This is a genomic window from Hydrocarboniphaga sp. FW305-C-57 (genome assembly GCF_058783045.1).
Genome location: NZ_JBYSYG010000013.1, coordinates 44,051 through 57,140, shown reverse-complemented (window position 1 = coordinate 57,140; position 13,090 = coordinate 44,051). Strand labels below are relative to the sequence as shown.

The 13,090-nt window shown below is 65.6% G+C and carries 11 protein-coding genes; 7 read left to right on the top strand and 4 right to left on the bottom strand.

Annotated features, from left to right (window positions below; translation table 11 throughout):
- The first annotated feature begins 60 nt into the window (after positions 1–60).
- On the top strand, positions 61–465 hold the full coding sequence (locus AC3WUM_RS21085; RefSeq protein WP_492412828.1) for an MAPEG family protein: 405 nt from the start codon (positions 61–63) through the stop codon (positions 463–465).
- Positions 466–519: 54 nt separating this feature from the next.
- Here AC3WUM_RS21085 and AC3WUM_RS21080 read toward each other — a convergent pair whose 3' ends face one another.
- Together AC3WUM_RS21080 and AC3WUM_RS21075 are read right to left on the bottom strand one after the other, a co-directional pair.
- A complete protein-coding gene (locus AC3WUM_RS21080; protein ID WP_492412826.1) occupies positions 520–1,563 on the bottom strand; it encodes a sensor domain-containing diguanylate cyclase in 1,044 nt (347 codons plus the stop codon).
- Between the two features lie 30 nt (positions 1,564–1,593).
- Positions 1,594–2,559, bottom strand: a complete 966-nt coding sequence (locus tag AC3WUM_RS21075) for a DMT family transporter (RefSeq protein ID WP_492412825.1) — start codon at positions 2,557–2,559, stop codon at positions 1,594–1,596.
- Positions 2,560–2,704: 145 nt separating this feature from the next.
- On the opposite strand from AC3WUM_RS21075, the gene AC3WUM_RS21070 reads away from it, so the two are divergent.
- From AC3WUM_RS21070 to AC3WUM_RS21060, 3 genes are all read left to right on the top strand, one after another.
- The gene (locus AC3WUM_RS21070; RefSeq protein ID WP_492412823.1) at positions 2,705–3,049 is read left to right on the top strand and encodes a HopJ type III effector protein; all 345 of its coding nucleotides are present in this window, start codon (positions 2,705–2,707) and stop codon (positions 3,047–3,049) included.
- 225 nt (positions 3,050–3,274) lie between these two features.
- Positions 3,275–6,568: a fused isobutyryl-CoA mutase/GTPase IcmF gene (gene icmF / locus AC3WUM_RS21065; RefSeq protein ID WP_492412822.1), complete on the top strand. Its 3,294-nt coding sequence runs from the start codon at positions 3,275–3,277 to the stop codon at positions 6,566–6,568.
- 42 nt (positions 6,569–6,610) lie between these two features.
- Positions 6,611–7,456 (top strand): 3-hydroxybutyryl-CoA dehydrogenase, encoded by an 846-nt coding sequence (locus AC3WUM_RS21060; protein ID WP_492412821.1) that lies wholly within the window; start codon positions 6,611–6,613, stop codon positions 7,454–7,456.
- A gap of 55 nt (positions 7,457–7,511) precedes the next feature.
- On the opposite strand, the gene AC3WUM_RS21055 is transcribed toward AC3WUM_RS21060, so the two are convergent.
- Both AC3WUM_RS21055 and AC3WUM_RS21050 read right to left on the bottom strand, forming a co-directional pair.
- Positions 7,512–8,885, bottom strand: coding sequence for a PQQ-dependent sugar dehydrogenase (locus AC3WUM_RS21055; protein WP_492412819.1), 1,374 nt, complete (start codon positions 8,883–8,885; stop codon positions 7,512–7,514).
- A 102-nt stretch (positions 8,886–8,987) separates the two neighbouring features.
- Positions 8,988–9,863 (bottom strand): LysR family transcriptional regulator, encoded by an 876-nt coding sequence (locus AC3WUM_RS21050; RefSeq protein ID WP_492412818.1) that lies wholly within the window; start codon positions 9,861–9,863, stop codon positions 8,988–8,990.
- Positions 9,864–9,997: 134 nt separating this feature from the next.
- Between AC3WUM_RS21050 and cysC the strand changes: the two genes are divergently transcribed.
- From cysC to AC3WUM_RS21035, 3 genes are all read left to right on the top strand, one after another.
- The gene (gene cysC / locus AC3WUM_RS21045; RefSeq protein ID WP_341918583.1) at positions 9,998–10,609 is read left to right on the top strand and encodes an adenylyl-sulfate kinase; all 612 of its coding nucleotides are present in this window, start codon (positions 9,998–10,000) and stop codon (positions 10,607–10,609) included.
- A 125-nt stretch (positions 10,610–10,734) separates the two neighbouring features.
- Complete coding sequence (gene sat, locus AC3WUM_RS21040) at positions 10,735–11,931, top strand: sulfate adenylyltransferase (protein ID WP_492412817.1); 1,197 nt, start codon at positions 10,735–10,737, stop codon at positions 11,929–11,931.
- Positions 11,932–11,993: 62 nt separating this feature from the next.
- A complete protein-coding gene (locus tag AC3WUM_RS21035; protein ID WP_492412816.1) occupies positions 11,994–12,962 on the top strand; it encodes a DHH family phosphoesterase in 969 nt (322 codons plus the stop codon).
- Positions 12,963–13,090: the final 128 nt, after the last annotated feature.

Sequence of the window (13,090 nt, the reverse complement as noted above, 5' to 3'; positions counted from 1 at the left end):
GCTCGTTCCCGCTCGAAACAATTTTTCCAACAACGATTCGCCACGAAGGGGAGAAACACCATGACTGCAATGGTCGCCGTACTGCTGTTCGCCGCTTGGACGCTGCTGCTCGCCATGATCTACGCGTTGCCGCGCGTGCCGCCGGTGCTGCTGTTCAAGAAGCCCGCGGACTCGTGGACCCGCGGCAAGCCGAACGCCGATCCGGCCATTCTCGTGCGCGCCCAGCACGCGCATCTGAACGCGCTCGAAAACCTGCCGGTGTTCGCGGCCATCGTCGCCATGGCCATGCTGATGAACCGCGCCGACGCGGTCGACCCGCTCGCCGCCTACGTGCTCTACGCGCGCATCGGCCAGAGTCTGGTTCACCTGACCGGCACGAGCTTCATCCAGGTGCTGCTGCGCGCCACCTTCTACTTCGTGCAGGTGCTGCTGATGGCCTGGATGATCTGGAAGCTCGTCGGCTGAGCAGATCGCCCGGCGCTCTCATCCCCCTCCCGCCCGGAGAGGGATGAGGGTCTTTCAGTCGATGGGGCGGCTCATCTCGACGCGGTTGCGACCCTTGGCCTTAGCCTCGTAGACCGCCGCGTCGGCCAGCGCGATGAGCCTGTCGGGCTCCACGAGCATGCTGCCGGGGCACCACGCGCCACCGACGCTCACGCTGACCGTGAGCAGCTTGCCGGAGCCCGTCATCGGATTGTGTTCGATCGCGGCGCGCAGGCGCTCGCCGACGAGCTCGACATCGCTCTCGTGGCAATCGGCCAGCACCGCCATGAATTCCTCGCCGCCGTAGCGGCCGACCGCATCGACCGTACGCACGATGCCGAGCATGCGCGCCACGCCCTCGCGCAGCACCGCGTCTCCGGCCAGATGGCCGTAGCCGTCGTTGATCTTCTTGAAGTGATCGAAGTCGATCATCAGCAAGCCCACGCCGACGCCGCCGCGCGCGCCCTTGGCGAGCTCGCGCTTGAGGATCTCCATGATCGCCCCGCGGTTCCAGATGCGCGTGAGCGGATCGACCGAGGCCGCGAGCCGGGCGCGATCGAGTTCGGCGATGAGTTCGTCCTGCGAGCGCGCGGCGAAGGACAGGCGGAATTCGTCCTCGACCATGCGCGCGAGATCGCGCAGCGCGGCCTCGTCGTCGGCATCGAACCCGCGCGGCTTGTTGTCGATCAGGCAGAGCGTGCCGACCTTGTGGCCATTCGGATTGCGCACCGGACAGCCCGCGTAGAAGCGGATGTTCGGGTCGCCCGCGACCAGCGGGTTGTCGCGAAAGCGCTCGTCCGCGTGCGAGTCGGGGACCACGAACAGGCCGTCACCGAGAATCGCGTGGCCGCAGAACGAGACCTCGCGCGAGGTCTCCTGCGCGTCCAGGCCCTGGATCGACTTGAACCACTGGCGGTCGTCATCGATCAGCGAGATCGCCGAAATCGGCACTCCGAATGATCGCCGAGCCAGGCGCGTCACGCGATCGAAACGGTCTTCGATCGGCGTGTCCAGAATCTTCATGTTCACGAGCGAAGCCAGTCGCTCGCGTTCGTTCTTGGGGGTTTCAGGAGCTTGCATGAGAAGAGGCCAGCTGAATGCGGAATCAGTCTACCGAGCGTCGCCGGGCGACCCAAGAGCCTTTTGATGACCAGCGGGCGCTTTTTGTCTGGACAACAGCCAGATTCCGGTCAGAACGAGCGCCGTCCCGGCCATCTGCAGAACGCCGATCGGTTCGCCGAGCAGCCAGAAACCCAGGAACACGGTCGACACCGGCCCGATCATGCCGGCCTGGGCCGCCGTGCCCGGCCCGACGCGGGCGACCGCGCTCATGGTCATGAACACCGGCAGCACCGTGCAGGCGGTGGCGTTGATGAACGACAGCCCCCAGACCGGAGCCGATTGCATGAACAGCGTCGGCCATGGGCGCAGCAGCGCGTACTGGATCAGGCAGGCCACGCAGGACACCGGCATCACCAGCGCGACCAGGCGCATCGGCCCGACCCGGCGCACCACTTCACCCGACAGCAGCAGATACAGCGCGTAACAGAGCGCGCTCGCCATCACCAGGCCGGAACCGAGAATCACCGCCGAGCCGCCGAGGTTCACGTCGTGCCAGAACACCAGCACGATGCCCGCATACGCGAACAGCAGCGACACCCATTGCATGCGGCTGACCTTGCGCTTGAACGCGATCACGCCGAGCAGCAGCACGAAGCTCGGCGTCAGGAACAGGATCAGGCGCTCGAGCCCGGCGCTGATGTATTGCAGGCCCATGAAGTCGAGCATGCTCGACGCCCAGTAGCCGAGCAGCCCGAGCGCGACGATGCGCGCGAAATCGCCCGCGCCGATCTTCGGCCCACTGCGCCAGGTGGCGATCGCCACCGCGATGAAGAACGGCACCGACAGCAGCATGCGCAGGCCGATCACCGTGACGGCGTCGCTGCCGTGCTGATAGAGCAGCTTGGCGACGATGGCTTTGCCCGAGAAGAACACCGCGCCGACGCTCGCGAGCACCAGGCCGCTCAGCTGCGCAGTGGACGGGCGCGGGACGGCGGAAGAAGCATCGTTGGACACGGCAAAGCCAGCAGAAAAAAGCGGGGCGCGATTATAGGCCGTCGCGTTCCATGACCCGGGCTCGGCGCCTCGCCGCAGCGTGCGGGCCTGGCCGGTCCAGCCGGGCTGGCCGATACTGCGCGCCCTTTCAGCAACCCACGCCCACATGGCCCTGCCCGACTTCCTCCAGCGCCTGCGCACGACGCCCGACCAGATCGAATTCGCCGACACCATCGCCGCCATCGAAGGCGCCTACGACTACGCGCCGACCGCGTTCCGCAACGGCGAACTCCACAACGCCGCCGGGCAGAACGCCGGCTCGTGCAAGATCTTCGCGTTCGCCAGGCTGCAAGGACTCTCGGAAGCCGAGACGCTGGCCTGCTTCGGTCGCTACTACCGCGAAGACGTGCTGCAGCATCCCGAGGCGAGCGATCACCAGAACATCCGGAATTTCATGCGCTCGGGCTGGCGCGGCGTGAGCTTCGAGGGCGAGGCGCTCAAGCCTCGCTGAAGGCGACGGATGCGACATGCCCGCCGGGCAGGCATTTTCGGGTAGTTGACGGCACACCGCGAACGCCGACCGGCTGGGCTTGAATTCCCAGCGGGGTCAGACAGTTGCGGCTTGCGATCCAGGTGACCGAATCGGCCAGGACGGATGGCGCTTTCCGACATTCGCGGCGGGGCGGCGGCTTCCTAAACTGCGAGGCTGACACTCACAGCCCGCCATGGACTCGCCATGACCGACCTCTCGATGCACGCCAAACCGGTTCCCTACAAGGCCAAGAACAAGGTCCGCTTCGTCACCGCGGCCTCACTGTTCGACGGTCACGACGCCACCGTCAACATCATGCGGCGCATCCTGCAGAGCACCGGCGCCGAGGTGATTCACCTGGGCCACAACCGCTCGGTCGGCGAGATCGTCAACGCGGCGTTGCAGGAGGACGTGCAAGGCCTCTGCATCACGAGCTACCAGGGCGGCCACAACGAATACTTCCGCTACATGATCGACCTGCTGCGCGCCAATGGCGGCGACAACATCAAGGTCTACGGCGGTGGCGGCGGCGTGATCGTCAACAAGGAGATCAAGGAGCTCATGGAGTACGGCGTCACGCGCCTGTATTCCCCCGAAGACGGCGCGATCATGGGCCTGCAGGGCATGATCAACGACGTCATGCAGGGCTGCGACTACGACCTCACGACGTTCTCGCCGAAGGCCGAGGACGCCGTGACCGCGCTGCGTTCGGGCGATCGCCGCGCGCTCGCGCGCACGATCACCGCGATCGAGAACGGCGCCTATGCCGACGACGTCAAGCAGGCGATCCGCGATGCCGCGGCCGGCATCAAGACGCCTTCGCTCGGCATCACCGGCACCGGCGGCGCCGGCAAGTCCTCGCTGACCGACGAGCTCGTGCTGCGCCTGCGCCTCGACCAGGACGATGCGCTCAAGATCGCGATCATCTCGATCGATCCTTCGCGCAAGCGCACCGGCGGCGCCCTGCTCGGCGATCGCATCCGCATGAACGCGATCGAGCCGTGGACCGAGGGCCAAACCATTGGACGCTCCAACGTCTTCATGCGCTCGCTTGCGACGCGCGACACCGGCAGCGAGTTGTCGGCCGCGCTGCCGGAAGTCATCGCCGCCTGCAAGCTGTCGGGCTTCGATCTCGTCATCGTCGAGACCTCGGGCATCGGCCAGGGCGACGCGGCGATCGTGCCGTTCGTCGATACGAGCCTCTACGTGATGACGCCCGAGTTCGGCGCGGCTTCGCAGCTCGAGAAGATCGACATGCTCGACTTCGCCGATTTCGTCGCGATCAACAAGTTCGACCGCAAGGGCGCGGACGATGCGCTGCGCGACGTGCGCAAGCAGTACCAGCGCAATCGCGAGCGCTTCATGGAAAGCACCGAGAAAATGCCGGTCTACGGCACCATGGCCTCGCGCTTCAACGACGACGGCGTGACGGCGCTGTACCAGGCCATCGCGGTCAGGCTCAAGGACATCGGCCTGAAGCTCGCCGACGGCAAGCTGCCGAAAGTCACGGTGAAATCCTCGTCGGCCGGACGCGCGATCGTGCCGCCGGATCGCGTGCGCTATCTCGCCGAGATCGCCGATTCCGTGCGCGGCTATCACAAGGAGATCGCGCGCCAGTCGCGCGCGGCTCGCGAGCGTCAGTCACTGATCACGGCCAAGGCGCTGTTCGAAGCCAGCGGCGAGAAGGCGACCGGTTTCGACAAGCTCATCGACGCCAAGAACGGCGAGCTGACCACCTGGGCCAAGCAGGCGCTCGAAGCCTGGCCGGCGACCTTCGCACGCTACCAGCAAGACGAAGACGTGGTGAAGATTCGCGACAAGGAAATCCGCACGAGGCAGACCACCGAATCGTTGTCGGGCACCAAGATCCGCAAGGTCGCGCTGCCGCGCTTCGAGGACGAAGGCGAGATCCTGCGCTTCCTGATGCGCGAGAACGTGCCGGGCTATTTCCCGTTCACGGCCGGCACCTTCCCGTTCAAGCGCGAGGGCGAAGACCCGACGCGCATGTTCGCGGGCGAAGGCGACGCCTTCCGCACCAACCGCCGCTTCAAGCATGTGTCGCAGGGCATGCCGGCGCATCGGCTGTCGACGGCTTTCGACTCGGTGACGCTGTACGGACAGGACCCCGATCTGCGTCCGGACATCTACGGCAAGGTCGGCAACTCGGGCGTCTCGATCGCCACGCTCGACGACATGAAGGTGCTCTACGACGGCTTCGATCTGTGTGCGCCGACGACCTCGGTGTCGATGACGATCAACGGCCCGGCGCCGATGCTGCTCGCCATGTTCATGAACACGGCGATCGATCAGCAGGTCGAGACCTTCAAGAGCAAGAGCCAGCGTGAGCCGACTGCGGAAGAGCACGCGCAGATCAAGGCACGCACGCTGTCGACCGTGCGCGGCACCGTGCAGGCCGACATCCTCAAGGAAGACCAGGGCCAGAACACCTGCATCTTCTCGACCGAATTCGCGCTCAAGATGATGGGCGACATCCAGCAGTATTTCGTCGACCACAAGGTCCAGAACTTCTACTCGGTGTCGATCTCGGGTTATCACATCGCCGAAGCCGGCGCGAACCCGATCAGCCAGCTCGCCTTCACCCTCGCGAACGGCTTCACCTATGTGGAAAGCTACCTCGCGCGCGGCATGCACATCGACAGCTTCGCGCCGAACCTGTCGTTCTTCTTCTCCAACGGCATGGACCCGGAATACACGGTGATCGGCCGCGTCGCGCGCCGCATCTGGGCGGTGGCGATGAAGAACAAGTACGGCGGCAACGAGCGCAGCCAGAAGCTCAAGTATCACGTGCAGACTTCGGGCCGTTCGCTGCACGCGCAGGAGATGAACTTCAACGACATCCGCACGACCTTGCAGGCCCTGCTCGCGATCAACGACAACTGCAACTCGCTGCACACGAACGCCTACGACGAGGCGATCACCACGCCGACCGAGGAATCGGTGCGCCGCGCGATGGCGATCCAGCTCATCATCAACCGCGAGTTCGGCCTCGCCAAGAACGAGAACTCGCTGCAGGGCAGCTTCATCATCGACGAGCTGACCGATCTCGTTGAAGAAGCCGTGCTCAAGGAATTCGAGGCGATCGCCTCGCGCGGCGGCGTCCTCGGCGCGATGGAAACCGGCTATCAGCGCGGCAAGATCCAGGAAGAGTCGCTCTACTACGAACACAAGAAGCACGACGGCTCGCTGCCGATCATCGGCGTCAACACCTTCCGCAATCCGAACGGCGACGATGCGCTGCAGGAAATCGAACTCGCGCGCTCGACCGACGACGAGAAGCAGAGCCAGCTCAAGCGCCTGGCCGAATTCCAGTCGCGCAACGCCGATCAGTCGGTCGCGATGCAGCAGCGCCTGCGCGACGTCGCGGTGGCCGGCGGCAACCTGTTCGAAGTGCTGATGGACGCGGTGCGCGTCTGCTCGCTCGGCCAGATCAGCCAGACACTGTTCGAAGTCGGCGGCCGCTATCGCCGCAACATGTAGTCAAGCTGCAGCGCCATCACAACGAGTAACCAAGGGAAAGCAATGAGCAAGACCATCGGCGTCATCGGCGCCGGCATCATGGGCAACGGCATCGCGCAGGTCAGCGCGGCCGCGGGCCTCAACGTGATCATGGTGGACATCAACGACGCGGCGCTCGCACGCGGATACGCGACGATCGGCGCGAGCCTCGACAAGCTCGTCAAGAAGGACAAGCTCAGCGCGGCCGATCGCGAAGCCACGCTCGCCCGCATCAGCAGAACCACCGATTACGGCCAGCTCGCAACGGCCGATCTGGTCATCGAAGCGGCGACCGAAAACCTCGAGATCAAGAAGCGCATCCTCAAGCAGGCCGATGGCGTGCTGAAGGCCGATGCGATCCTGGCGACCAACACCTCGTCGATCTCGATCACCGAGCTCGCGGCCGCCACCACGCGCCCGGATCGTTTCGTCGGCCTGCACTTCTTCAATCCGGTTCCGCTGATGCAGCTCGTCGAGGTCATCAGCGGGCTGGCGACCTCGCCGCAAACCCAGGACAGCATCGCCGAGTTCGCGCGCGCGATCGGCAAGGCGCCGATCGGCGTTCGCAACAGCCCGGGCTTCGCGGTCAATCGCATCCTGTGTCCGATGATCAACGAGGCGATCTTCACGCTGCAGGAAGGCGTGGCGACGGCCGAGGACATCGACACCGGCATGAAGCTCGGCTGCGGCCATCCGATCGGCCCGCTCGCGCTCGCCGACCTCGTCGGTCTCGACACGCTGCTCGCGATCATGGAGGTGTACTGCCGCGATTTCGGCGACACCAAGTACCGCCCCGCTCCGCTGCTGCGCGAGATGGTCGCGGCCGGTCGCTACGGCCGCAAGAGCGGCCAGGGCTTCTACAAGTATTGAGCTGCGCTTCGGCTCTCGCGCTGCCGACTTTCAGGCCGCACGAGAGCCGAACGAATCACATGTCCGTCGTCGAAGCCGGCTGCGCTTCGTCGGCCGGTGCCTCGCCCGGCGCAGGCGCCGCGGTCACGCGCCAGATCGTGTTGCCGACGTCATCGGCCACCAGCAACGCGCCCTTGCCGTCGAGCGCGACGCCCACCGGCCTGCCCTGCGCCTCGCCCTTGGCGTTGACGAAGCCGGCGAGCACGTCGACCGGCATGCCGTTGGGCTTGCCGTTCGCGAACGGAACGAAGATCACCTTGTAGCCGCTGCGCGGCCGCCGGTTCCAAGAGCCGTGCTGGCCGATGAACATGCCTTCGCTGAAAGCCGGCAGCGACGAGCCTTTCACCGCCGCAAGACCCAGCGAAGCCGTATGCGGGCCGAGCGCGTAATCGGGCACCGTCGCGGCTTTCAGGCGCACATTGTCCGGCACCGGAATGCGCGCGTCGGCGTGATCGCCGTAATAGAAGTAAGGCCAGCCGTAGAAGGCGCCGTCCTTCACCGAGGTCATGTAATCGGGCACCAGGTCGCTGCCGATTTCGTCGCGCTCGTTGACGACGGTCCAGAGCTCGCCGCTCGTGGGCTCCCAGGCCAGGCCGTTCGGATTGCGCAGGCCGGTCGCGAAGGCGCGGGATTCGCCGCTCGCGATGTCCACCTCCCAGATTTCGGCGCGGCCTTTCTCGGCGTCCATGCCGTTCTCGCCGACGTTGCTGTTCGAGCCCGTGGTGACGTAGAGCTTGCTGCCGTCCGCACTCGCGATGAGGTTCTTGGTCCAGTGATGATTGCGCGGTCCGGCCGGCAGATCGACGATCTTCCTGCCCGGCTCGGTGATGCTCTTGGCGCCAGCCACGTACGGAAAGCGCAGCACCGCGTCGGTGTTGGCGACGTACAGCGAATCGCCGACCACGGCCATGCCGAACGGCGAGTTGAGGTTTTCGAGATAGACCGAGCGCTGATCGGCGACGCCGTCGCCATCGGAATCGACGAGCAGCGTGATGCGATTGGCGCTCGGCACGCCGGCGCCCGCGCGCTTCATCACCATTTTCTGGATGCGCGCCTTGAGGCCTTTTTCGTCCTCGGGCTTGGGCGGCGCATTGGTCTCGGCCACGAGCACGCCACCGTCGGGCAGCACGCAGAGCCAGCGCGGATGGTCGAGCTGCTGCGCGAACGCCGCCACCGCGGTGCCCTGAGCCGCGATCGGCTTGCCGTCCGCGGGCCAGCCCTTGGCCTTGGCGATTTCGACGACCGGGATCAGCGATTTCTGCGGCTCCGGCAAGGTCGGGGTGGCGCCGTAACCGGCTTCGACCGGCAGCGAGGCGCCGCCGCCGCAAGCGCTCAGGGCTCCCACTGCGACGAGGGCCGGAATCAGACTCAGCGAGGCGAGATGTTTCATCGAAGCTCCCTTGCAGACATCGATCGTCTTTTGGATCGGCGAACTATGACCAGCGCCGGCGAACGAGGAATGAATCGCGTATCGGATCGCCGACCAACCGGCTCAGTGCTCCTCGAGCAGCTGCGTGAAGGCTTCGAGCGCCGGGCTCGGCCAGGCATTGCGCAATTGCACGCGGTACAGCGGCCGCTGGATACGCAGGCCTTTCACCGGCACCACGCTCAGGATGCCGGCCGCGACTTCGGTGCGGATCGACAGCGAGGACAGGAACGCCACGCCGACGCCGGTCGCCACCGTCTGCTTGAGCGCCTCGCTGCTCGCGAGCGTCATCGCCGGGCGGATGTCGAGCTTGCGCGCGCGCAGCACGCCTTCGGTCACCGCGCGCGTGCCCGAGCCTTCCTCGTGCATGAGCAGCGCGTGGTCCGCGAGCGCGGAAACCGGAACCGGAGCGCGCGCCACGAGCGGATGCGTCGGTGCCGCGATCAGCACGAGGTCGTCCTGCGCGAACAGCTTGTAGTCCAGCTCGTTGCCGACCACGCCTTCGGCGAAACCGATGTCGATCTCGCCCGCGACGAGCTGGGCTTCGATGGCCTGCGTGTTCTCGACACGCAGCGAAAGCCCGACATCCGGATGGCGGCGACGGAATTCGGCGAGCAGCGGCGGCAGCAGGTAGGCGCCGATGGTGCGGCTCGCCCCGATCGCGATGCGCCCGCGCGCGAGCTGCTTGAGATCGCCGAGCGCGCGCTCGGCCTCGGCCTCGATCGCGAACAGGCGATTGGCGTAGCCGAGCAGCAGGCGTCCGGCCTCGGTCGCGCGCACGCCGCGCGGCAGCCGATCGAACAGCGTGAGTCCCAAGGTGCCCTCGAATTCGCCGAGCTGCTTGGAGACCGCGGACTGGCTGATGTGCAGGCGCTGGGCTCCTCCGCTGATGCTGCCGCTCAGGGCCACGGCCTGGAATATCGATAGATGATTCAGGTTCATTCAAGCATGAATAAAAGTGATGCTTTGCATGGTTATATTGCATTTTCAATATGGAAGCGAGGCGCCTAGAATCACCGGCGTTTCGATCCACCGCATTCACGACAGCCCGCCGACGGGCGCAACGAAGGACACCCATGACCGAACAGAAAGCCACCAACGTGCACTGGCACGAGGGCGAAGTGACCCGCGCCGACCGCGCCAAGCTGCTGGGCCAGAAAGGCGCCACGATCTGGTTCACCGGCCTGTCGGGCTCGGGCAAGAGCACCGTCGCGGTCGCGCTCGAAAAGGCGCTGTTCGCGCAGGGCCGCCTGTCGTATCGCCTCGACGGCGACAACGTGCGCCTGGGCATCAACAAGAACCTCGGCTTCTCGGCCGAAGACCGCGCCGAGAACATCCGCCGCATCGGCGAGATCGCCAAGCTGTTCGTCGATTCGGGCGTAATCGTGCTGTCGAGCTTCGTCTCGCCGTACAAGGCCGATCGCGACGTGGTGCGCAAGCTGCACGAGGCCGGCGGCATGGATTTCATCGAGGTCTACGTCGACGTGCCGCTCGCCGAAGCCGAGAAGCGCGATCCCAAAGGCCTCTACAAGAAGGCCCGCGCGGGCGAGATCAAGAACTTCACGGGCATCAGCGATCCGTACGAAGCGCCGGAGAACCCCGAACTCGTGCTGCCGAGCCACGAGCTGAGCCTGGAGCAGGAAGTCGAAATCCTGCTCAAGCTGCTCAAAGAGCGCGGCATCCTCTAAAGACGCTCCATGAGGGCCGTCATTCCCGCGCAGGCGGGAGTCCAGCCCCGACCGTTGCGCAGAGCTTCCAGAACTGGATTCCCGCCTGCGCGGGAATGACAAATCAAACGAATCGAGACTCACACATGACGATCAAGCCCCACGGCTCCGACACGCTTAATCCGCTCTACGTCGCCGACAAGTCGCAGCGCGAAGAACTGCTCGCCGAAGCTTCAAGCCTGCCGAGCCTGCTGCTCAATTCCGCCGCCGCCGCCAACGCGGTGATGCTCGGCGCCGGCTACTTCAACCCGCTCACGGGCTACATGAACAAGGCCGACGCGCTGTCGGTCGCCAAGGATCTGAAGACGACCTCGGGCCTGTTCTGGCCGGTGCCGATCCTCAACCTGACCAGCGAAGCCGGCATCAAGCCCGGCAAGCTCGCGCTGCGCGATCCGAACGTCGAGGGCAACCCGATCATCGCGATCCAGGACGTGCAGGCCGTCGAAACCTTCAGCGATGAGGAGCTGCAGTTCATCGCCAAGGAAATCTTCGGCAACCTCGACGCCAAGCATCCGGGCGTGCAGACCTTCCTGAAGCTCGGCAAGACCGTGGTCTCGGGCCCGATCCAGGTGCTGAACTACAGCTACTTCCCGGAAGAATTCCCGGACACCTTCCGCACCGCCGTCGAGATCCGCAAGGAGATCGAAACGCGCGGCTGGAAGAAGGTCGTCGCGTTCCAGACGCGCAACCCGATGCACCGCGCGCACGAGGAGCTTTGCCGCATGGCCGCCGAGCGCCTGCAGGCCGACGGCATCGTGATCCACATGCTGCTCGGCAAGCTCAAGGAAGGCGACATCCCGGCCGACGTGCGCGATGCCTGCATCCGCACGATGGTGGAGCACTACTTCCCGAAGAACTCGGTGATGATCACCGGCTACGGCTTCGACATGCTCTACGCCGGCCCGCGCGAGGCCGTGCTGCACGCAGTGTTCCGCCAGAACATGGGCGCCGATTACCTGATCGTCGGCCGCGACCACGCGGGCGTCGGCGACTTCTACGGCCCCTTCGACGCACAGACCATCTTCGACGAGCGCGTGCCCGCCGATGCGCTGAAGATCCAGATCTTCCGCGCCGACAACACCGCCTTCAGCAAGAAGCTCGGCCGCGTGGTGATGATGCGCGAAGCGCCCGATCACACGCCGGAAGACTTCATCGCGCTGTCGGGCACCAAGGTGCGCCAGATGCTCGGCCAGGGCATCGCCCCACCGCCGGAATTCTCGCGCCCGGAAGTGGCCAAGGTGCTCATGGAGTACTACCAGATTCTCGACGCCAAGAAGGGCTGAGGTCTGTCTCCCTCTCCCGCATGCGGGAGAGGGATTCAAGAGAAAACCGAGAGGAACCCGACATGGCCTACATCGACGTGTTCAACGGCGATGCCGACGGCATTTGCGCGCTGACCCAGCTGCATCTCGCCCATCCGCGTGACGCCAGGCTCGTCACCGGCGTGAAGCGCGACATCGAGCTGCTCGAACAGGTCACGGCCGCGGCCGGCGACACCGTCACGGTGCTCGACGTGTCGCTCGACAAGAACCGCGCCGCACTGCTCAAAGTGCTAGAAGCCGGAGCCGACGTCTTCTACGTCGATCACCACTTCGCCGGCGAAATTCCGCAGAGCCCGCGACTGAAAGCGCACATCAACGAAGCGCCCGACGTCTGCACGAGCCTGCTCGTCAATGGCGAGCTGCAGAACCGCTTCGTGGCCTGGGCCGTGGTCGGCGCCTTCGGCGACAACCTCAAGAAGTCCGCCGAAACCGTCGCCAAGCCGCTGAACCTGACGCCGACGCAACTCGGCCAGCTCGAAGACCTCGGCACCTACCTGAACTACAACGGCTACGGCGAGCGCATCGAAGACCTGCACTTCGCGCCCGACGCGCTGTTCCGGCTCGTCAGCCGCCATGAGTCGCCGTTCGGTTTCATCGCCGATGCGCGCGAACACTTCGAAAAGCTCGCCGACGGCTACAAGACCGACATGGGCAAGGCCGAGTCGACGAAGCCGATCGCCGGCTCCACCGATGACGCCGCCCTGCTCGTGCTGCCCGACGAGCCCTGGGCGCGTCGGGTCAGCGGCGTCTACAGCAACGACCTCGTCAACCTGTTCCCGGATCGCGCCCACGCGGTGCTGACCGAGAAGGCCGGCGGCGGCTACCTGATCAGCGTGCGTGCCCCGCTCAACCGCAAGAAAGGCGCGGACGAGCTCTGCCGCAAATTCCCGACCGGTGGCGGCCGCGCGGCCGCAGCGGGCATCAACCACCTGCCGGACGATCAGCTCGGCGCGTTCACGCAGGCCTTCACGACGCAGTTCGCACGCAGCTGAGGCGGCGCTCCGGCGCCCGCCACGGCGCCGAAACCCGCTACGACGCAACGCTCAGCCGGCACATGGCGACCATGTGTCGGCTGATTCGTTTTCGTCGCCGGAATTCCCATATGAAATGAGCAATTGAA

Coding starts and splice junctions, on each gene's coding strand:
- AC3WUM_RS21070 (WP_492412823.1), top strand. CDS start 2,705: ATGGCCCTGCCCGACTTCCTCCAGCGCCTGCGCACGACGCCCGACCAG.
- AC3WUM_RS21035 (WP_492412816.1), top strand. CDS start 11,994: ATGGCCTACATCGACGTGTTCAACGGCGATGCCGACGGCATTTGCGCG.
- sat (WP_492412817.1), top strand. CDS start 10,735: ATGACGATCAAGCCCCACGGCTCCGACACGCTTAATCCGCTCTACGTC.
- cysC (WP_341918583.1), top strand. CDS start 9,998: ATGACCGAACAGAAAGCCACCAACGTGCACTGGCACGAGGGCGAAGTG.
- icmF (WP_492412822.1), top strand. CDS start 3,275: ATGACCGACCTCTCGATGCACGCCAAACCGGTTCCCTACAAGGCCAAG.
- AC3WUM_RS21060 (WP_492412821.1), top strand. CDS start 6,611: ATGAGCAAGACCATCGGCGTCATCGGCGCCGGCATCATGGGCAACGGC.
- AC3WUM_RS21085 (WP_492412828.1), top strand. CDS start 61: ATGACTGCAATGGTCGCCGTACTGCTGTTCGCCGCTTGGACGCTGCTG.
- AC3WUM_RS21080 (WP_492412826.1), bottom strand. CDS start 1,563: ATGCAAGCTCCTGAAACCCCCAAGAACGAACGCGAGCGACTGGCTTCG.
- AC3WUM_RS21055 (WP_492412819.1), bottom strand. CDS start 8,885: ATGAAACATCTCGCCTCGCTGAGTCTGATTCCGGCCCTCGTCGCAGTG.
- AC3WUM_RS21050 (WP_492412818.1), bottom strand. CDS start 9,863: ATGAACCTGAATCATCTATCGATATTCCAGGCCGTGGCCCTGAGCGGC.